Below are 19527 nucleotides of genomic sequence, written 5' to 3' on the forward strand. Positions count from 1 at the left end.
GGACGAAGAACCAGGAGGGTCGATGCGGATCGAGGAACGCCAACCCGCGGCCATGGCCGACGAGGACCTTCGCCGCTGGCGGGAGGTCCTCAACGCGATGACCGAGTCCGACATGCCGGGCGAGCCCCGGTGGACCGACGACCACATGCGCGACTACCTGGAGAACACCGTCCCCGGGTCCCACCGCCGCCTGCTCGTCGCTGTCGAGGACGGTGACTTCCTCGGCCACTGCGTCCTCACGACGCTGACGGACAAGGAGACGGCCATCGTCGAGATCTCCACCCGGCCCCGCGCCCGCGGCAAGGGAGTGGGGCGGGCCCTGCTCGCGGCGGCGGCCGACGTCGCCGAGTCCTGCCAGTGCGAGGTCATGGTCACCGAGGTCATCGCCACGACGCCCGCCGTCGGCTTCTACAACCACCTCGGTTTCACCATCGCCGACCTCGAACACCGCCACCTGCTGCCCTGGGACGGCATCGACTGGGAGTACATGGAGACCGCCGCCAAGCGCATCGCGGCCGGCTACGAGCTGCGCTACTTCCCCGGAAGCGTCCCGCCCTCGTACGCCGACTCCTACGCGGACGTCAAGGCGCACCTGCACACGCCCGAGGCGCCCGTCGTCTCCCTCCCCGAGTGGCGGCCCTCGGCCGAGGCCGACCAGCTGGCCACCGCCTTCTCGACCCTGCGGCGCCGGGGCATGCGCCCGCACATCATGGTGGCCATCAACGAGCGCACCGACGAGGTCGTCGGGCTGACCGAGCTGGTCGTCTCCAGCCAGCGGCCCACGAGGGCCGACCAGTACGACACGGTCGTCGCCCGGGGACACCGCTCCTACGGGCTGACCATGACGATGAAGGCGGCGCTGCTGCTCGAACTGCGCCACCGCGAACCGCGTCTGGAGGACGTCCAGACCTGGACGGCGCCCGAGGCCCACGACATGAACTGGGTCAACGGCCAGCTGGGCTTCGTCCACGACGTCAACTGGTACGACTACGAGATATCCATTTCGGACCTTAAGAGTCGCCTGGCCTAGAATCAGGGCTTCTTCCTCCGCATATAGGCGAAATTAAGCATAGACGACACTGTAATAATATTGTCGCGCAAGGCTACACTCGGAGTATGGCACCGCTCCGCCCGAACTGGCCGCCGCCGGGGGCCAAACACGTCATAGTCGTCGGAGACTCCGGCCTCGCCCTGCGGTTCATCAAGAGCACCACCGAGAACTTCGGGCTCGCCGTCACCGCCGTGCTGAAACCCGGCCCCGGCTTCCAGCGCACGGCCATCCGCGCCGCCCAGTCCCGCAACGACCTCATCCGCGTCCAAGAGGCCGAGCACATCGACACCGAGACGGTGGCCGACGCCGGGCTCAAAGACGCCTACGCCGTCGTCCTCCTCGCCCAGGACGACGTCGGCAACCTCCACCTGGCCCTCAAGATCCGCGAACTGAGCAACAACCTGGCGGCGAGAGAGGACGGCCACCGCGCCCGCCTCATCATCCGCATGTACAACCGCCAACTGCGCTCCCGCGTCAAACACCTCGTCGGCAAGGACGACCTCTACATCGAGTCCGACGCCGACATGGTCGCCCCCACCTACGTCGCCGCCGCCCAACTGCACGTGCCGCCCGGGAAGATCCGCCTGTGGGGCAGGGAGCTCCTCGTGAGCAACCGCCCCGAGGGAGGCACCGAATGGGCCATCGCCCAAGGGGAACGGCCCCACGTCCAGATCCTGCCCGACGAGGACCTCGCCAACGCGCGCTACCTGAGGCTCCTGCCGCGCTCGCGCTCGCCCGCACTGCGCCGCTTCCGCAAGAGGGCCGGGCGCGCGCTGAGGCGGGTGCTGCGGGAGTTCCGGCGCACCGTCGACATCAAGTTGCGGCTCGCCGCCCTGGCTCTCACCGTCATCCTCATCACCGGCATCGTCCTCCTGCGGGTCTACGGCCAGAACCCCGACCAGCCGCTGACGACCTACGACGCGCTGTACATCATCTCGCTCGCCGCCGGCGGGGGCATCGACCCCGAACTCCGGGCCCAGCCGTGGACGCGGTTCGCGCACGCCTCGGTGACTCTGGCCGGGTCGCTGCTCGTCCCCGTCGTCACCGGCGCCATCGTGCAGGCCCTCGTCGGGCGCAAGTACGCGCTGGCCACCGGGAGGATCGTGGAGCCGGTGCGGCGCCACGTCATCGTCGTCGGGCTGGGGAACATCGGCACGCGGGTCGTCGAACTGCTTCGCGCGCAGGGGCAGCAGGTCGTGGCGATCGAGAAGGACCGCGACGTGCCCGGCGTGCAGACGGCGCGCGCCTGCGGGGCGCAGGTCCTGTTCGGCGACGCCGGGAGCTCCGAAGTCCTCCATGAGGCCGGGGTGCAGCAGTGCATTTCGGTGGTCGCCATGGCCAAGCAGGACTCCGCGAACCTGGAGGTCGCCCTGTCGGCCATCAGCTGCCGGCCGGACGTCCACACCGTGCTGCGCATCTACGACGAGGAGTTCGCCGAGCTGGTGCGCCAGAACCTCAACCGGCGCTTCCAAGAGCGGCGCCGGCGCCGGTCGGGGCCGCCGTCCCGGGACGAGCGGTTCGAGACGCGGCGCCACTCCTCCTGGAGCGCGCCCCGGGTCGCCGCGGCCGCCTTCGCGGCGCTGGTGACCGACGACCAGATCCTCGCCACGATCCCGGTGCGGGGCCAGATGGTCCACATCGCGCAGATCGGCGTCGAGGCCGGGTCCGACGCGGTGGGACTGACCGCCGACCGGCTCAACGAGCCCGGCGCCTACCGCCTCGTCGCCCTGCGGCGCCCGACGATCGGGGACAACGGCGAGGTGATCGAGCCCTCCGTGAAGACGGAGCATTACGGCGACATCTGGTACCCCGACCGGGAGCATGTGATCGCGGTGGGGGACAGGCTTCTCGTGCTCGCCTCCCAGGCCGGGCTCGCGCATCTGGAGCGGATCACGGGTTCGCCTTCCGACTGAAGGGGATCGGGAGTATGCGGTCGTATGTCGGCCCGGTGCTGGCAAGCGCCCCTTACTCTGTGCGGGTCCGATCCTCCCGACCCGAAAAGAGGAACCCATGACCTACCAGGACCCGAACCAGCAGCCCGGCGGCCCGGCGAAGAAGGGCGGCAAGGGCCCGCTCCTCGCGATCGTGATCGTCGTCGTCCTGCTGGTGGTAGGCGCTCTCCTGTACTTCTTCGTCTTCAAGAACTCCGCCTCGCCCAAGAGCCTCGCCGAGGACCTCGTCAGCGGTGACATCACCGAGGACGACTTCTGCGGCGACCTCAAGGACCAGTCCGAGGGCGACTTCGACGTGGACGACCTCAAGGAGGGCGCGGGCGACGACGTCGAGATCACCGTCGGCGAGGAGAAGATAGACGGTGACAACGCCACGGTGACGCTCACCGGCAAGCCAGAGGGCGGAGAGGAGACCTCCGTCGACGCCAAGTTCGTCAAGGAGGACGACGCCTGGAAGTTCTGCGGCTTCGACTTCGACATGCCCTCGATGGAGTAGTCCGGCGTTATCGAGCAGGGCCCGGCGCTTCGGCGCCGGGCCTTTTCCGGTGTTGGATCTGCGCGGTGCGCCGCGCCTTCGCTGAACGGGGACGTTCCCCCGCCCGCACAGCGGTCGGGAGCAGGAGCGGCGCGGGGATCCCGAATGAGCAGGACGTCCCCCGCCCGCACAGCGGTCAAAGTTTCGGGCGGGGATAGCAGAAGGGCCACGACCTCGCCGGTCGTGGCCCTTCTTTCAGAGCGGTGGCGGTGGGATTTGAACCCACGGTGCGGGGTTACCGCACACCCGCTTTCGAGGCGGGCTCTTTCGGCCGCTCAGACACGCCACCGCGAACCAGACTACAGGATCTCCGCATCGGGAATCGAAGGGGGGTCCTGTGCTCCGGCTTACATGAGCTTGCGCATGACCTTCTGCTTGAAGGACGTCCACGGCGCGTAGACGAACGCCATGGTGTCGGGCATGAGCGGCTTGTCGAGCACGGACTTGCGGTGGCTGAACGCCTCCAGCGAGTACTTGCCGTGGTATGAGCCCTGACCGGAGTGGCCGACTCCGCCGAAGGGCAGGCCGGGAACCCCGCAGTGGGCCAGCGGGATGCCGAACCCGACCGCGCCGGACGAGGTGCGGGTGAGCAGCTTGCGCTTGGAGGACTCCGAGGCGCAGAAGCCGTAGAGGGAGAGGGGCTTCTCGCCGCGGTTCACGAACCCGACGGCGTCCTCCAGCGTCTCCACGGGCACGACGGGAAGGATCGGCCCGAAGATCTCCTCGCGCATGACCGGCGAGTCGACGCTCACGTCGGTGAGCACGGTGGGCGCGATGTACAACCGGTCGCGGTTGCGTCCCCCGCCCACGGCGGCCTTGCCGTCGTCCAGGTAGCGCGCGAGCCGGTCGAAGGAGTCGGTGTTGACGATCCGCCCGTAGTCGGGGCTCTCGGCCGGGGAGTTGCCGAACATGCGCCGCACCGCCTCGCCCAGCTCCTCGGTCAGCTCCTCTTCGCAGCCCCCGACGGCCAGCACGTAGTCCGGCGCGATGCAGGTCTGCCCGGCGTTGGTGAACTTGCCCCAGACGATGCGGTTGGCGGCGGCCTTCAGGTCGCTGCCGGGCTCGACGATGGCGGGGCTCTTGCCGCCCAGCTCCAGGGTGTAGCCGGTGAGGTTCTCGGCGGCGGCCTTGGCGACGATCTTGCCCACGCGCGAGGAGCCGGTGAAGAAGATGTGGTCGACGCGTTGGGCCAGCAGCTCGGAGGTCTCCTCCACGCCTCCCTGCACGACGGCGACGGCCTCTTCGTCCAGGTATTCGACGAGCAGCTGTTCGACGAGCTCGGCGGTGGCGGGGGAGTGCTCGGAGGGCTTGACGATGACGGTGTTGCCGGCGGCGAGCGCCCCGGCGACCGGGCAGAGCACCAGCTGGAACGGGTAGTTGAACGGTCCGATGACGGTGACGGTCCCGAGGGGTTCGAGGAGCGTGTAGGACCGCGCGGGCCGCAGGTAGGAGGGGGTGTGCGTGCGCTTGGGGCGGGTCCAGGAGGAGAGGTGGCGGCGCAGGTGCTTGATCTCGGCCTTGGTGAAGTCGATCTCGGTCAGGTAGGACTCCGCGGCGGCCTTGCCGAGGTCGGCCTCCAGGGCGTCGGCTATGTCCCTGCCGCGTTCTTCGATCATGGCGAGGAGGGCGTCCAGCTGGGCCTGCCGCCAGGGAATGGGCTTCGTCTTCCCCGCGGAGAAATAGGCCCGAAGCCGCTCCACGGCATCGGTAGTTTTCTCAGTCTCCATGCTGTCGAGACTACCGGTCCAGCGGGGCGCTGGAAACCCTAGAGTAACTTATCGTCTCGGAAAAGTGTAACAACCGTCACGAGCGAAACCGCGCACGACACGCGAGTGAAGAACAGCCGACGAGACGTAATCGGTGTTATCAACGGGTGGTGGATCTTTCTAAACCTATGACTCATCTGGTGAAACGACGCTACGAGTACACGTTCGCCCCCAGCGCGCAGCAGGCGCGCAACCTCAACGAGACGCTCGGAGCCGTGCGGGTCGCCTACAACTGGGCGCTCCAGGTCTTCAAGGACACCTGGGCGAAGGATCGCAGCAAGATCTCCTACACCGAGATCTCCGCCCGCCTGACGGCGTGGAAGAACCGCGAGGAGAACGACTGGGTGAAGGAGTACTCCTCGGTCCCGCTGCAGCAGATCGTGCGGCAGCTCCACACGCAGTTCCACGCCTTCACGACGGGCCGCGGCGAGGAGCCCCGCTTCGCGACCGAGGAGGACAACCTCGAGTTGATCTACTCCCGGGCCGGCTACTACCTCAAGGGCCGCAACGTCAAGCTGGCCAAGCACGTGGAGCCCCTCGAGATCGACTGGGGGACGGAGCGCCCCGAGCGCGACGACATCACCTCGATCACCGTCCTCAAGGAGACCGACGAGCGCTGGAGCCTGAAGATCGTCGCCGAGGAGTTCGTCGACGTGCCGCGCCAGAAGCCGCCGGAATGCGAGAAGTGCGGGCGGCCCCTGGAGGCGTACTAGGCCTCTCGACCCGCCGCTCCGCATGCGGTAGGCGGTCGGGCATGAGTGGGCACGAGCTGCCCTGCGCACGGTCGCCGCTCCGCACGCGGCACGCGGTCGGCCCGGAGCCGGACCGCATCTTCTCCTTCGGACACGCGGAAGGGGCCCTTCCCGGAAGGAAGGACCCCTTCATGCGGTGAACACCGCGCCGGTCCGAGCCGGCCGACCTGTCGGGTCGACGGACATGCGATTTTGCGAACCAGCGAACCGGCGGACGCTCCCCGCACGGGACCTCGGCCCCGACACGTCGGCCGGGGAAGAGTCGTCTCACCTGGGGCGGCCGTTCCTTCGGCCTCCCTCGCTCCACGGAGCCGGCCGGCCCCCGGAAGGGCCGGACCGGGCCCGGACCGCCGATGAGCGAATCACCGGCGCCGGGCCGTCCCGAGTTACTTGCGCAGGGCCTCGACGGCGGCCCGAAGGCGCTTGCCGAAGTCCTCGTCCGCCTTGGCGAAGTTGGCGATGGCGCGCTCGGCGATGTCGTCGCGGCTGACGCCGGCGATGTTGCCGGACAGGTTCGCGACCAGGCGCTCCTTCTCGTCCTCGCTCATGAGGCGGTAGAGGTCGCCGGCCTGGACGAAGTCGTCGTCCTCGGAGTGGCGCGGCGTCTCCCACTCACCAGTCGGGCCGTTGACCTCGATCGGGGCCCACAGGGCCTCGCCGGTCTCGTTCGGTCCGCCGAAGGAGTTGGGCTCGTAGTTCTTCTGCCCGCCGTGGCGGCCGTCGTAGGCGTAGCCGTCGCGGTTGCCGTTGCGCGCCTCGGTGGCGTGCGGGCGGTTCACCGGCAGCTGGTCGGCGTTGATGCCGACGCGGTAGCGGTGGGCGTCGCCGTAGCCGAAGAGGCGGCCCTGCAGCATCTTGTCCGGCGACGGGCCGATGCCCGGCACGAAGTGCGCGGGGGAGAAGATGGACTGCTCGACCTCGGCGAAGATGTTCTCCGGGTTGCGGTTGAGCTCCAGCTTTCCGATCTCGATCGGCGGGTAGTCCTCGTGCGGCCAGACCTTGGTCAGGTCGAACGGGTTGAAGCGGTAGTTCGCGGCCTCGGCGGCGGGCATGACCTGCACCTGGACGGTCCAGGTCGGGTAGTCGCCGGCCTCGATGGACTCGCGCAGGTCGCGCTGGTGGCTGTCCGGGTCCTCGCCGGCGAGCCTGTCGGCCTCTTCGGCGGTCAGGTTCTTGATGCCCTGGTCCGTCTTGAAGTGGTACTTGACCCAGAAGTGCTCGCCCTCGGCGTTGGTCCACTGGAAGGTGTGGGAGCCGTAGCCGTTCATGTGGCGGTAGGAGGCCGGGATGCCGCGGTCGCCGAAGAGCCAGGTGACCTGGTGGGTCGACTCGGGGGACAGGCCCCAGAAGTCCCAGACGTTGTCGGCTTCCTGCGAGCCGGTGTACGGGTCGCGCTTCTGCGTGTGGATGAAGTCGGGGAACTTGATCGCGTCGCGGATGAAGAACACCGGGGTGTTGTTGCCGACGAGGTCGTAGTTGCCCTCTTCGGTGTAGAACTTCAGGGCCCAGCCGCGCGGGTCGCGGACGGCGTCGGCGGCGCCGAGGTTGCCGGCCACGGTGGAGAAGCGCAGGAAGGTCTCGGTCTCCTTGCCGATCTCGGAAAGGAAGGCCGCCTTGGTGTACTTGGTCACGTCGGCGGTGACGGTGAACTTGCCGTAGGCGCCGGCTCCGCGGGCGTGGACGACGCGCTCGGGGATGCGCTCGCGGTTGAAGTGGGCGAGCTTCTCGAGGAGCACCTGGTCCTGGATGAGTAGCGGTCCGCCCTTGCCGGCGGCCTCACTCTGGTTGTTGTTGGCGATGGGAGCCCCGGACTCGGTGGTCAGGGGGCCGGCAGTATTGTCGAAAGTGTCGACCATGAGTCTTCCTTTACGATCCGTAGCGGTCTGCGACTGATACTCTGATGAATGCGGACCCCATCCTACCTTAGACTCGTTCTAAACAACAAGGCGGTCCGAGGTGTGGGACGCAACATGGGCACCGTTGTCCATTTGCTGTTAGGATGGGGTTTGATCTCCCTGGTCACACCCGACGAACGCGAGCCCCTAGGCAAAGGTGTCGAAACGATGAGTAGCTTGGTAGAACGGTTGCGAGACCGTCGCTGGCGCATGACGCCGCAGCGCCGGGTCATCGCCGAGATGCTCGACTGCGGCGAGCACGTCCACTACACCGCCGACGAGATCCTCGTGCGCGCCAACGAGAAGATGCCCGAGATCTCCCGCGCCACCGTCTACAACACCCTCAAGGACCTCGTCTCCCTCGGGGAGGTCCTGGAACTCTCGGTCGACGGCCGCTCCAAGCGCTACGACCCCAACGTCCACCACGACCACGAGCACCTCGTCTGCGACGTGTGCGGCAAGATGCGCGACGTCCACCTCTCGGGCGACGCCCTGGCGCTGCTGCGCCCGGAGGACAGCCACGGCTTCCTCGTGACCGAGGCCAAGATGACCTTCCGAGGCATCTGCCCCGACTGCCAAGGCGAGTCCTGACCGCCGGAGCGTGAGTCCGATTCGCCCGCGAGGGGCGAAATCTCACAAAGCGTGGGCGACCGACCACAGTTGACATTAGCCTGGTTCTGCGAAGTACGACGCGGACCCGGGGGATGAGTCATGGACCAGTGGTTGGATTCGATCAACAACGCCAACGACACCTTCTGGCTATGGACTCTCATCCCGCTGCTGACGGCCGTCTCCCTGCTGTACATAGTGGGCACCAAGGGCGTCCAGATCCGCCTGTTCCCCCAGATGTTCAAGAGCATCACCGAGGCCCCGGCCGCCGCCCCCGACGGCAAGAAGGCCACCTCGGCCTTCCAGGCCTTCGCGATCTCCTCGGCCGCCAGGATCGGCACCGGCAACGTCGTCGGCGTCTCCATCGCCATCGCCACCGGAGGCCCCGGAGCGGTCTTCTGGATGTGGGCCATGGCCATCGTCGTCTCCGCCTCGGCCTTCGCCGAGTCGACGCTCGCGCAGCTGTACAAGACCCGGATCCCCGAGGGCTACAAGGGCGGCCCCGCCTACTACATGCAGTACGGGCTCGGAAAGCGTTGGCTGGGAGCCATTTTCGCCGTCGTCCTCATCCTCACCTACCCGCTGACGTTCAACACCGTCCAGGCCAACACCGCCTCGGCCGCCCTCTCCGACGCCTTCACCGCCGCCGGGCTCGACGTGGGCACCGACGTCAACGTCGTCATCGGACTCGGCCTGGCCGCCCTGGTCGGCCTCATCATCTTCGGCGGCCTGCGCCGCATCGCCCACACCGCCCAGCTCCTCATCCCCTTCATGGCCTTCCTCTACCTGGCCATCGGAGTCGCGGTCGTCGCCCTCAACGTCGAGAACATCCCCTTCATGTTCCAGAGCATCTTCGAGTCGGCCTTCGGCATGCAGGCCATCGGGGGCGCCGCCTTCGGCACCGTCTTCGTCGTCGGCATCCAGCGGGGCATGTTCTCCAACGAGGCCGGCATGGGATCGGCGCCCAACGCGGGCGCCACCGCCTCGGTCTCACACCCCGTCAAGCAGGGCCTCACCCAGGCCTTCGGCGTCTACTTCGACACGCTCTTCGTCTGCACCATCACCGCCATGATCGTCCTGACCACCGACCCCGCCTACGGCGAGAACGTCGGCGCCCAGCTCGTCTCCGACGGCGTCACCGCCTCCCTGGGACATTGGGCGATCTACCCCCTCACGCTCATCCTGCTCCTGTTCACCTTCACCTCCACCATCGGCAACTACTTCTACGGCGAGTCCAACGTCGGCTTCCTCAGCGGCAACCGGATCGTCCTCAACACCGTCCGCTGGATCGTGGTCGCCGCGGTCTTCTTCGGCGCCGTCGCCAGCCTCGACCTGGTCTGGAGCCTCGCCAACATCACCATGGGCGTCATGGCATTCGTCAACCTCATCGCCATCGCCGCCCTCTCCGGCGTCGCCTTCAAACTCCTCAAGGACTACGACGCCCAGCGCGCACAGGGCCGCGACCCCGTCTTCCGGCGCGAGGCCTTCCCCGAGATCCGCGGCGTCCAGGTCTGGGGCGACGACATGACCGAGGAACGCTCCCTGCGCCTCCCGAAGGAGGACTAGGACCTTGGCCGGCAAGAAGGGCACCGACCTGTGGGAGCTGCCGATCTGGCGCGACCGCCCGCCCTACATCTGCTCCGGGACGCCGCTGGCGCGCTACATCGGCCTGCCCGCGCGCAAGTTCCTCCGGATCGAGTCCGCCGGCGGCATCGTCCTCCTCGCGGCCACCGCCATCGCCCTCTTCTGGGCCAACTCCGGCTGGGCCGACGGCTACGAGGCGTTCTGGAACGCCCGCCTCTCCATCGGCGCCGGCTCCTTCACCGTCGACGAGAGCCTCAAGGACTGGGTCAACGACGGCCTCATGGCCATTTTCTTCTTCGTCGTCGGCATGGAGATCAAGTCCGAGGTCGTCTCCGGCGAACTGCGGGACCCGCGCAAGGCGGTCACGCCCATCGCCGCCGCCCTCGGCGGCATGGCCGTCCCCGCCCTCGTATACACCGCGATCAACGCCGGCACCCCCACCGCCCACGGCTGGGGCGTCCCCATGGCCACCGACATCGCCTTCGCCCTGGGCGTCATCGGGTTCTTCGCCAAGAAGATCCCCGCGCCCGCCCGCGTCTTCCTGCTCACGCTCGCCATCGTGGACGACCTCGGCGCCATCACCGTCATAGCCGTCTTCTACACCGAGAAGATCAGCCTGCCCTGGCTGATCGCCGCCATCGCCATCGTGGCGCTGCTGGCCGTCATGCGCGCCATCCGCGTCTGGGCCACCACCGTCTACATCGTCCTCGGCCTGGCGCTGTGGCTGTGCATGCTGGAATCCGGCGTCCACGCCACCATCGCCGGAGTCGTCATGGGGCTCTTCATCAGCGCCAAACCCCTCCTCGACGACGGCGTGGCGAAGGACTACGCCAAGAAGATCGCGGCCAAGGGAGCCAGCCCCGAACGCACCCGGCGCCTCATCATCCTGGCGCGCGAATCGGTGCCGCCCAGCGACCGCATCCAGGCGAAACTGCACCCCTTCTCGTCGTTCGTGGTGCTGCCGCTCTTCGCCGTCGCCAACGCCGGCATCCCCCTCTCGGCCGACATCGTCGGGGAGGCCTTCACCTCCACGGCCACCCTCGGCATCCTCCTGGGGCTCGTCGTCGGCAAGACCGTCGGAGTCTTCGGCACCACCTGGCTGACGGTCAAACTGGGCCTCGGCTCCCGGCCCGACGGCACCAGCTGGCCGATCATGGCCGGCCTCAGCGTTGTCGCCGGCATCGGCTTCACCGTCGCCCTGTTCATCACCGAACTGGCGTTCCGCGGAGGAGACTCGGAGCTGTACGCCGACGAGGCCAAGATCGGCGTCCTCGCCGGTTCCGTCGTCGCCGCCGCCCTGGGCATGCTCATCCTCCACCTCGCCACGCGCAAACGGCCCGACCGGCAGAGCGAACCGGAGCCCGAGCACGAGGAGAAGGTCCGCGACCTCATCGACGAGGCCTACGAGAAAGAGGAGCGCCGCGACTCGCGGTCCTGAAGGGGCGGACGCCCCGCCCCGCTGCCCGAACGGCTAGTCCAGAAGCCGGACACGCCGTCGGCTCCCGGCCCCCGCCCGAGTTAGGCTGGACGCTGTACGTACCCGTGAGCTCAAGCCCAGCGACAGACACAGAGAAGGGCGGATACATGGCACCTCAGAACCTGATGGCCCAGCCCCCCGCGACCGAAATGCCCGACGACGCCGACGCCCGGGCGCACCTCGACGCCAACTCCGCCGAGGACACCGCGCGCAACTATCCCTGGTTCTGCGCCGCGTGGGCGCGGCTCGCCAAGGACGCGCTCGCCGAGGGCCGGGACGTGGAGGCCTACGCCTACGCCCGCACCGGCTACCACCGCGGGCTGGACCAGCTGCGCCGTGCGGGATGGCGCGGCAACGGCCCCGTCCTGTGGGCGCACAAACCCAACCGGGGCTTCCTCAAATGCCTCTTCCAGCTGTCCCGCTCGGCCGACGCGATCGGCGAGTCCGACGAGGCCGCGCGCTGCGCTCAGTTCCTGCGCGACTGCGACCCGGCGGCCGCGGACGCCGTCACCGCGTGACGGTTTCGCGGGCTTAGAACCGTACGGCCCTGCGTCCAGACGGCCTTGCGTCCTGAGGGCCCTACGGCCGCACGGCTTTATGCGGCCTTCGGGTCGCCTGTGACCGCTAGGCCCCACCTGAACGCGGCGCCGGCCTGAAGACAGAGTTCGTGCCAGTCTCGTGGCCCCGTAGGGTTTCCGTCCATCGGGCCACGAGACCGGCACGAACCAACGCACCAGTGCGGAGCCCTTGCACTGCCTCCGGCATCCGCCTGAGCTCCCAACCGAGCGAACGCCGCCGAGCGACTCCGTCGCCGGCGGCTCTCCTTTTCTAGGGGCGGGCCAGGGCCCCGGCGTGGTCGGCGGCCCATTCGCCGTACGTGCGGGCCGGACGGCCCAGGATCCCCTCGATCTCGTCTGTCACGACCGGCGGCTCGTCCTCCAAGGCGACGAACCGGGCCAGGAACGAGGCGGCGAGCGCCGGAGGCAGCTCCATCGCGGCCATGGCCTCGACGGTCTGCCGGGGAGTGATCTCGTGGTAGCGCAGGGGCCGCCCCATCGCCTTGCCGATGGCGTCGACCATCTCGGCGTTGCTGATCACCTCCGGTCCGGTCAGGACGGGCTTCCTGCCCAGCAGATCGTGATCGAGCAGCGCCCGGGCTGCGACTTCAGAAACGTCGCGCGGGTCGAGGATGGGCTCGCGGAAGTCGGGGTACGGCCAGGAGACTACGTCTCCCGCCCGGATCTGCTCTCCCCACAGGGGGAAGGCCATGCTCGCGTAGACGTGGGGGCGCAGGCTCACCCACTCCAGGCCGCTCGACTCGGCGGCGGCCTCGCACTCCCGGTTCCGGTGGCCGATGAACCGCGAGGGCTGCAGCGCGACGGCCTCCTCCACGTTGTACGCGGCGAGGGCTACCAGGCGCCGTACACCGCGCTCCGCCGCGAGGGCGGCGAACTCCTCGGTCGCGTCGCCGATGGCGGCGGAGTTCATGAAGACGGCGGTGACGCCGCGGAGGTGCTCTCTGACGGATTCCGGGCGAGAGGGGTCGCCCTGGACGACCTCGACTCTTTCAGGGAAGTCGGCCGAGGAGGGGTCGCGGGTGAGGGCTCGGACGGGAGCGCCCCTTTCTAGGAGGGCGTCGATGAGCGGACGGCCGACGGTGCCCGTGGCGCCGGTGATGAGGTACATGGTCTGCCTCCTGGTGGCGAGGTCGGATGTCTCCCCGAGCCTGGCTCGCCCCGGCGCGGTCGGCGTCGGTCGGAGGGAGTCTCTTCGCCCTACGCCCCTGGGTGGAGGGCGGCGGCGAACGAGACCCGGCCGCCCGGTCTTCTCCATTGCCCGCGTCGCACCGAGCCGTCCGGCCTTCTCCATCGCCCGCGTCGCACCGAGCCGTCCGGCCTTCTCAGAGCCGCGTCGCACCTTGCCGCCTTGTCCGCGCGGGATGCCCGCGCAGGACCGCCGAGGGGACCTCCGAATACAAGGAAGGGCGGGCAGTCGGTGAACTGCCCGCCCTCCGGGTTCGGGGACGCCGCCCCGGACCGCGGCCGGAAAGATCGATCGCTCACGCGGGCGGCCGAGGTGTCGCGCCGGGGCACGACACCGGTCTCAACGTGGGGTCGCCGCGTCCCGGGCGGCGCGGCCGCCCGGTCGAGCGATCGGGCGCCTAGCCGTTCAGGCCCATGGAGCGGGCGATCAGCATGCGCTGGACTTCATTGGTGCCCTCACCGATTTCCAAGATCTTGCAGTCGCGCCAGTGGCGCGCCACGAGAGTCTCGTTCATGAAGCCGTACCCCCCGAAGATCTGGGTGCCCTCGCGGGCGTTCTGCACGGCGGCGTCGGAGGCGTGCAGCTTGGCCATGGCGGCCGCGGCGATGAACTCCTTGGACTCGAGGTCCATGGTCGCGGCGTCCAGGTAGGCCAGGCGCGAGGTGTGCGCGCGGAGCTTCATGTCCGCCAGCATGAACGCGATCGACTGGTAGTTGCCGATGGCCTTGCCGAAGGCCTCGCGGTCGTTGGCCTGCGCGAGGGACTCGTCCACGCAGCCCTGCGCCAGGCCGGTGGCGATCGCCGCGATGGCGACGCGGCCGCGGGCCAGCAGGTTGAGGAACTGGCCGAGGCCCTTGCCGCGCGGGCCGAGGAGGTTCTCCTCGGGGACGCGGCAGTCGTCGAGGAACACCGGGCGGGTGTCCGAGGTGTGCCAGCCGACCTTGGAGTAGAGCGGGCCCACCGACAGGCCCGGGGTCCCGTTGGGGACGATGATGGTGGAGACCTCTCCCGGACCGGTGGTCGCGGTGACCACGATCAGGTCGGTCATCTCGGTGCCGGAGTTGGTGATGAAGCACTTGGCGCCGTTGATGACCCACTCGCCGTCGACCAGCTCGGCGCGGGTCTCGGTGTGGCCGGCGTCGGTCCCGCCGCCCGGCTCGGTCAGCCCGAAGGCGCACAGGCCCTCGCCCGAGGCCAGGCGGGGCAGCCAGCGCTTCTTCTGGTCCTCGGTGCCGAACAGGGCGATGCCCTCCGCTCCCAGCGTCGCCGAGGCCTCCAGCGTGGTGGCCAGGCCGGAGTCGACCTTGGCGATCTCCTCCAGGGCCAGGCAGAACGTCAGCAGGTCCATGCCGGCCCCGCCGTACTCCTCGGGCAGCATGACGCCCGCGACGCCGAGCTCGCCGAGCTTGCGCACCAGCTCGGCGGGGAACTCCCCGCGCTCGTAGTGGTCGCCGATGACCGGGCGGACCTCGGACTCCACGAACTCTCGGACGGCGAGCTGGAACTCCCGCTGCTCTTCGGTGATGGACATCGTTGTCTCCTTAGACGGGTGTGACAGGGTGACGGCGGTTCCCGAATCGACGGTCCTTGTGGGACAGCCGCCGGTAACGTTCGATGAGATTGACGCGCAGGTCCTCGGGCTCGACGATGTCGTCGATGACCATTTCCCCGGCGAGGCGGCGCAGGTCGATGTCCTGCTCGTACTCCGCGCGCTTGTCGGCGACGAAGCGCTCCCTCTCGGCCGGGTCCTCGATGGCGGCGATCTTGTTGGCGTAGACGGCGTTGACGGCCGCCTCGGCCCCCATGACGGCGATCTTGCCGGTGGGCAGGGCGAGGGTGGCGTCGGTGCCGAAGGCCGGCCCGCACATGGCGTAGAGGCCCGCGCCGTAGGACTTGCGGACCACGACGCAGATCTTCGGCACCGTGGCCTCGGCGACGGCGGCGACCATCTTGGCGCCGTGGCGGATGATGCCCGCCTTCTCCACGGCCGTGCCCACCATGAAGCCGGGCACGTCGGAGAGGAACAGCAGCGGCACGTTGAACGCGTCGCAGGTGTTGACGAAGCGGGCGGTCTTGTCGGCGGAGTCGGAGAACAGGACCCCGCCGCGCACGGCGGAGTTGTTCGCGACGATGCCGACGCTGCGCCCGTCGAGGCGGGCGAAGGCGGTGATGAGCTCCCCGGCCCACAGTTTCTGGACCTCCAGGAGCGAGTCGCGGTCGACCAGGCCCTCCAGGAAGTCGTGCATGTCGAAGGGCGTGGACTCGCCGGCCGGGACGGTGCCCTTGAGGTCGATCTCGCGGGCGGGGCGCGCGGCCTTGAGCGGCGGCTGCTCCTGCCAGTTGGAGGGCAGGTAGGACAGCCAGCGGCGGACCGAGGCGATCGCCTCGTCCTCGTTGCGGCTGAGGAAGTGGCCCACGCCGGAGTCCTGGCAGTGGATGCGGGCGCCGCCCATGTCCTCCAGGGTGGTCTTCTCGCCGGTGACCATCTCGACCATGCGGGGGCTGCCCAGGTACATGGAGGCGTTGCCGTCGACCATGGCGACGATGTCGCAGAAGGCGGGCATGTAGGCGCCGCCGGCGGCCGAGGGGCCGAACAGGGCGCAGGCCTGCGGGATCTGCCCCGAGGCGCGGACCTGCTCGTGGAAGATGCGCCCGGCGCCGCGGCGGCCGGGGAAGAGCTGCACCTGGTCGGTGATCCGCGCGCCGGCGGAGTCGACGAGGTAGACGATCGGGCACAGCTCGGTCTGGGCGGCCTCGATGGTCCGGATGATCTTCTCGACGGTGCGGGCGCCCCAGGAGCCGGCCTTGATGGTGGAGTCGTTCGCGACGACGCGGACGCGGCGCCCCTGGACGGTGGCCGAGCCTGTGACGACGCCGTCGGCCGGGAACTGCGGGTCGGAGTTGGCCCACAGGGCGTCCTCGACGAAGGAGTCCTGGTCCGTCAGTAGTCTGATGCGTTCCCGCGCATGGTATTTGCCCTTCGCGGCCGCCGCCTTGTGGTACTTCTCGGCACCTCCGGCGGCGATGTCCTTCCGCATCGCTGTGTAGTCCACGCTGACCTCACCTTGATCGTCTCGCCCCGCGGTGGCGGAGCTGCGGTCGATGTCCTTAACGATCGTTAAGGAGACATCTCATATTGTGACTCATGATGCAGGTGATGTCAACGCGGGGGTGAATATAGACAGTGCTCAGTGGGTCATCGGGGGCGGTGGTGGAACTCCGCCAGGGCCCCGGCGCCGCGAAGCGCCTCGACGGCCCGCGAGGCCTCCTCGCGGGCCTCGGTGCGCATCACGGCCGCCGGGACGTCCTCGGTCCAGGCCCTGGCCTCGGCCAGCCCGACCGACGTCAGCCTCCGCAGCACCTTGACCACCGGGATCTTCTTCCTGCCCGGATCGCGCAGGAGCACCTCATAGGGGCCCGTGCCGACCGGTTCGGGCGTGTCGAACAACCGCCGGCTGGACCGGTCGCCGTCGGGACGCTTGGGGTTGAGTACGACCCCCAGCGCGATGAGCCCGACCGCGGCCAGCCCGAACAGCACGTAGTCCATGGGCCTTCCTTTCCGGGGCGGGGAGTCCTAGCGGTAGTTGGTGAACTGCAGCGCCACCTCGAGGTCCTGGCCCTTGAGCAGGGCGATGACGTCCTGCAGGTCGTCGCGCTTCTTGCCGGTCACACGGAGCTTGTCGCCCTGGACCTGCGGCTTGACGTTCTTGGGCCCCTCGTCGCGGATGATCTTGGCGATCTTCTTGGCCTGGTCCTGGGGGATGCCCTGCTGGAAGGTGCCGTCGATCTTGGTGGTCTTGCCGGACTGGCGCGGCTCCTCGGCGGTCAGCGCCTTGAGGGAGATGCCCCGCTTGATCAGCTTGTCCTTGAGCACGTCGAGGGCGGCCTTGGCCCGCTCCTCGGTCTCGGCGGTGATGGTCACCGCCTCCTCGGACTTCCGCTCGACGTCGGCGCCGGTGCCGCGGAAGTCGAAGCGGGTGGCGAGTTCGCGCTGGGCCTGGTTCAGGGCATTGTCGAGCTCGGCCAGGTCGATCTCGGAAACGATGTCGAATGACGCGTCGGCCACTGTGGGTGTCCTTCCCATGGAATTCTCGGGGTGTTCCCCTTTACGCTGTTCCATGGTAGTCGGTCGCGGGTGTGACCTACGACGAAGCCGAGTGGACCCCTCCTTCCCCGCGGCGGACGGGACACGCTATAGTGGTTATCGGCTCATCGAGCTTCGGCTGGTTACCCAAGCGGCCAAAGGGAGCGGTCTGTAAAACCGTTGACTTAGTCTACGTTGGTTCGAATCCAACACCAGCCACCACCGACCCGGCTCCGGCCGGGTTTTTTCATGCCCTGGGGCGACCGGCGTCAATCGCCCGCGTAGAAGGCGATCGTCTCGCGGACGGCCCGCTCGACGGCCTCGTCCGAGGCCCCGTCGGCGCGCTGGGCCTCTCCCCACGCGGCGGCGGACAGCTCGTTCAGCCGCAACGCGTCCTCCGAGGTCATCCACTGGTCGGGATCGAGCGCTACGCCGTCCTCCAAGTAGCGGACCAGGGAGTAGAGGGCGCCGTCCCAGCCCACGCCCACCGCGCCGGCCCCGTACTGGTCCCACATGGCGGCGGGGAACTCGGCGGCGTGCTCCATGGCGAACTCCGCGGCGTCGTCGCCGGACAGGGCCACCGTCACCTCGCTCAACCCCTGCGGCTCCCCGAAATGCCAGGTCAGCCGGAACTCGGCGGGGGCGTGGCAGCGGAGGATGTCGCCCGAGGCATTGCCCTCCAGCTGGTAGACGCCGCCCTCCTGGAGGTCGCCGGTGACCGGCAGGAACCACTGGGCTAGCCGCTCGGGCTCGGTGAGCGCGGCCCAGACGCGCTCGCGAGAGGCCTCGAAGCGGCGGGACATGGCGATCCGGCGGACTTCGCCGTCGGTGGCGACGCTCCGTTCGACCCGGGCGAGCTCTTCGGTGATGTTCCCCATGGTGTGAGGCTAGCAGCGGGCCGGGGAGGAGCGGTGGATTAAAGGGAGCACGGGCCCTCCGCGGTGGATGACAGGGAGGTGCGGAGGGCCCGTGCGCCGGGTGGTGTCAGGTCAGGACTTGCGGGGCAGGTAGGTGAGGCCGGCGACGCCGCACTCGAAGGCGTGCGAGCGGGCCAGGGTGAACTCGTGGCGCGCTCCGGTCGGGAAGACCGGCAGTCCGCCGCCGAGCGAGACGGGGTTGGCGAAGAGGTGGATCTCGTCGATCAGGCCCTCGGCGATGAGCTGCTGGGCGAGGGTGCCTCCGCCGGAGACCATGATGTCCCCGCCCTCGGCGGCCTTGAGCCCGGCCATGGTCTCGGCGAGGGAGCCGGCGGCGATCGTCGCGTTGTCCCACGGCGACTCCTTCAGCGTCCGCGAGAAGACGACCTTGGGGGTGTTCACCATCTGGTCGACGGTCTCGTCGGTCTCGCCCTCGGGGCGCGACTCCCACGCGGGGATGAAGGTCTCGGCCAGCTTCCGGCCCAGGACGATGGTGTCGACGTCCTTCCAGAGCCCGCCGACGTGGTCCTCCATATCGGCCGACCAGGGCATGGTCATCCAGTCCATCTCACCTCCGGGGCCGGAGATGTAGCCGTCGGCGGAAGTCTGGAACTGGAGTTTAACGGTGCGCATCGGCGGTCCTTTCGATGTGTGCCCTATCGGACTGTGTCCTTCCGGGATATCAGGTTGGACGACGCCTGTCGCGTGAATTCATCGCGCGGCGGCGGGCTCCGCCTCCTCGGCAGGAGCGGGCTTCTCCTTCCCGGGGAACGCGGACTCGACGACGCCCATGATGATCAGGCCGTTGATCGCGTGGAAGAAGAACAGGACCTGGCCCATGGTCGTGCCGGGCACGTTGGCCATGGCGAACAGGGCCTGGAGGACCATCAGGCCGACGGCGAGCAGGAGCATGAGGACGGACTTCTTGCCGGCCTTGGCGATCAGCGCGAAGACGAGGGCCAGCAGGATCGCGACGGCGATGGCCCGCCCGTTGAGGATGTGCAGGTTGAAGTTCTCGCGCAGCTCGCCGCCGCCCACGGCGCCGAAACCGGCCAGGGCGATCTGGAGGCCGAGCAGGCCCATGGTGACGCGCAGCCAGACGGTGAGGAACTTTTTCATGGTCGGACTCCTTGAGTGAATC

The 19527-nt window shown here is 68.8% G+C and carries 18 protein-coding genes and 2 tRNA genes; 9 read left to right on the forward strand and 11 right to left on the reverse strand.

The features are described from left to right. Window positions 1-22 precede the first annotated feature (22 nt). The 3 genes from ACFTE1_RS22745 to ACFTE1_RS22755 all read left to right on the forward strand — a co-directional run bounded on the left by ACFTE1_RS22745 (window position 23) and on the right by ACFTE1_RS22755 (window position 3499). The gene (locus tag ACFTE1_RS22745; RefSeq protein WP_380619098.1) at window positions 23-1030 is read left to right on the forward strand and encodes a GNAT family N-acetyltransferase; all 1008 of its coding nucleotides are present in this window, start codon (window positions 23-25) and stop codon (window positions 1028-1030) included. Window positions 1031-1116: 86 nt separating this feature from the next. Further along, on the forward strand, window positions 1117-2964 hold the full coding sequence (locus ACFTE1_RS22750; protein ID WP_380619096.1) for a potassium channel protein: 1848 nt from the start codon (window positions 1117-1119) through the stop codon (window positions 2962-2964). 97 nt (window positions 2965-3061) lie between these two features. After that, complete coding sequence (locus tag ACFTE1_RS22755) at window positions 3062-3499, forward strand: hypothetical protein (RefSeq protein ID WP_380619094.1); 438 nt, start codon at window positions 3062-3064, stop codon at window positions 3497-3499. Window positions 3500-3739: 240 nt separating this feature from the next. Here ACFTE1_RS22755 and ACFTE1_RS22760 read toward each other — a convergent pair. Continuing rightward, window positions 3740-3827, reverse strand: a tRNA-Ser gene (locus ACFTE1_RS22760). Window positions 3828-3885: 58 nt separating this feature from the next. Further along, on the reverse strand, window positions 3886-5265 hold the full coding sequence (locus tag ACFTE1_RS22765) for an aldehyde dehydrogenase family protein (RefSeq protein ID WP_380619092.1): 1380 nt from the start codon (window positions 5263-5265) through the stop codon (window positions 3886-3888). Between the two features lie 179 nt (window positions 5266-5444). Here ACFTE1_RS22765 and ACFTE1_RS22770 point away from each other — a divergent pair, with 179 nt between their 5' ends. Then, a complete protein-coding gene (locus ACFTE1_RS22770; protein ID WP_380619090.1) occupies window positions 5445-6017 on the forward strand; it encodes a helix-turn-helix domain-containing protein in 573 nt (190 codons plus the stop codon). Between the two features lie 425 nt (window positions 6018-6442). Here ACFTE1_RS22770 and ACFTE1_RS22775 read toward each other — a convergent pair whose 3' ends face one another. After that, window positions 6443-7912, reverse strand: coding sequence for a catalase (locus ACFTE1_RS22775; protein WP_380619088.1), 1470 nt, complete (start codon window positions 7910-7912; stop codon window positions 6443-6445). A gap of 207 nt (window positions 7913-8119) precedes the next feature. Here ACFTE1_RS22775 and ACFTE1_RS22780 point away from each other — a divergent pair, with 207 nt between their 5' ends. From ACFTE1_RS22780 to ACFTE1_RS22795, 4 genes are all read left to right on the forward strand, one after another. Next, entirely contained in the window at window positions 8120-8542 is a 423-nt protein-coding gene (locus ACFTE1_RS22780) for a Fur family transcriptional regulator (protein WP_380619086.1), read from the forward strand. A 120-nt stretch (window positions 8543-8662) separates the two neighbouring features. Further along, window positions 8663-10126, forward strand: coding sequence for an alanine/glycine:cation symporter family protein (locus ACFTE1_RS22785; protein WP_380619084.1), 1464 nt, complete (start codon window positions 8663-8665; stop codon window positions 10124-10126). A gap of 4 nt (window positions 10127-10130) precedes the next feature. Continuing rightward, on the forward strand, window positions 10131-11582 hold the full coding sequence (nhaA, locus tag ACFTE1_RS22790; RefSeq protein ID WP_380619082.1) for a Na+/H+ antiporter NhaA: 1452 nt from the start codon (window positions 10131-10133) through the stop codon (window positions 11580-11582). A 146-nt stretch (window positions 11583-11728) separates the two neighbouring features. Beyond that, a complete protein-coding gene (locus ACFTE1_RS22795; protein WP_380619080.1) occupies window positions 11729-12139 on the forward strand; it encodes a DUF3151 domain-containing protein in 411 nt (136 codons plus the stop codon). Window positions 12140-12449: 310 nt separating this feature from the next. Here the strand turns inward: ACFTE1_RS22795 and ACFTE1_RS22800 are convergent, their stop codons facing one another. The 5 genes from ACFTE1_RS22800 to ACFTE1_RS22820 all read right to left on the reverse strand — a co-directional run bounded on the left by ACFTE1_RS22800 (window position 12450) and on the right by ACFTE1_RS22820 (window position 17451). Continuing rightward, the gene (locus ACFTE1_RS22800) at window positions 12450-13307 is read right to left on the reverse strand and encodes an NAD(P)H-binding protein (RefSeq protein WP_380619078.1); all 858 of its coding nucleotides are present in this window, start codon (window positions 13305-13307) and stop codon (window positions 12450-12452) included. 475 nt (window positions 13308-13782) lie between these two features. Continuing rightward, complete coding sequence (locus ACFTE1_RS22805; RefSeq protein ID WP_380619076.1) at window positions 13783-14916, reverse strand: acyl-CoA dehydrogenase family protein; 1134 nt, start codon at window positions 14914-14916, stop codon at window positions 13783-13785. A gap of 10 nt (window positions 14917-14926) precedes the next feature. Beyond that, complete coding sequence (locus ACFTE1_RS22810; RefSeq protein ID WP_380619318.1) at window positions 14927-16423, reverse strand: acyl-CoA carboxylase subunit beta; 1497 nt, start codon at window positions 16421-16423, stop codon at window positions 14927-14929. Window positions 16424-16581: 158 nt separating this feature from the next. After that, the gene (locus ACFTE1_RS22815; RefSeq protein WP_380619074.1) at window positions 16582-16932 is read right to left on the reverse strand and encodes a ribosomal protein L7/L12; all 351 of its coding nucleotides are present in this window, start codon (window positions 16930-16932) and stop codon (window positions 16582-16584) included. A gap of 27 nt (window positions 16933-16959) precedes the next feature. Continuing rightward, window positions 16960-17451, reverse strand: a complete 492-nt coding sequence (locus ACFTE1_RS22820) for a YajQ family cyclic di-GMP-binding protein (RefSeq protein ID WP_380619072.1) — start codon at window positions 17449-17451, stop codon at window positions 16960-16962. Between the two features lie 155 nt (window positions 17452-17606). On the opposite strand from ACFTE1_RS22820, the gene ACFTE1_RS22825 reads away from it, so the two are divergent. Further along, window positions 17607-17691: transfer RNA gene (locus ACFTE1_RS22825), tRNA-Tyr, on the forward strand. Window positions 17692-17738: 47 nt separating this feature from the next. Here the strand turns inward: ACFTE1_RS22825 and ACFTE1_RS22830 are convergent. The 3 genes from ACFTE1_RS22830 to ACFTE1_RS22840 all read right to left on the reverse strand — a co-directional run bounded on the left by ACFTE1_RS22830 (window position 17739) and on the right by ACFTE1_RS22840 (window position 19505). Further along, window positions 17739-18347: an SRPBCC domain-containing protein gene (locus ACFTE1_RS22830; protein ID WP_380619070.1), complete on the reverse strand. Its 609-nt coding sequence runs from the start codon at window positions 18345-18347 to the stop codon at window positions 17739-17741. Between the two features lie 111 nt (window positions 18348-18458). Continuing rightward, window positions 18459-19019 carry a dihydrofolate reductase family protein gene (locus ACFTE1_RS22835; RefSeq protein ID WP_380619068.1) on the reverse strand — a complete coding sequence of 187 codons (561 nt, stop codon included), beginning with the start codon at window positions 19017-19019 and terminating at the stop codon, window positions 18459-18461. Window positions 19020-19097: 78 nt separating this feature from the next. Then, window positions 19098-19505, reverse strand: coding sequence for a DUF6220 domain-containing protein (locus ACFTE1_RS22840; protein ID WP_380619066.1), 408 nt, complete (start codon window positions 19503-19505; stop codon window positions 19098-19100). Window positions 19506-19527: the final 22 nt, after the last annotated feature.

This window comes from Salininema proteolyticum (assembly GCF_042685645.1).
Lineage (GTDB): Bacteria > Actinomycetota > Actinomycetes > Mycobacteriales > Micromonosporaceae > Salininema > Salininema proteolyticum.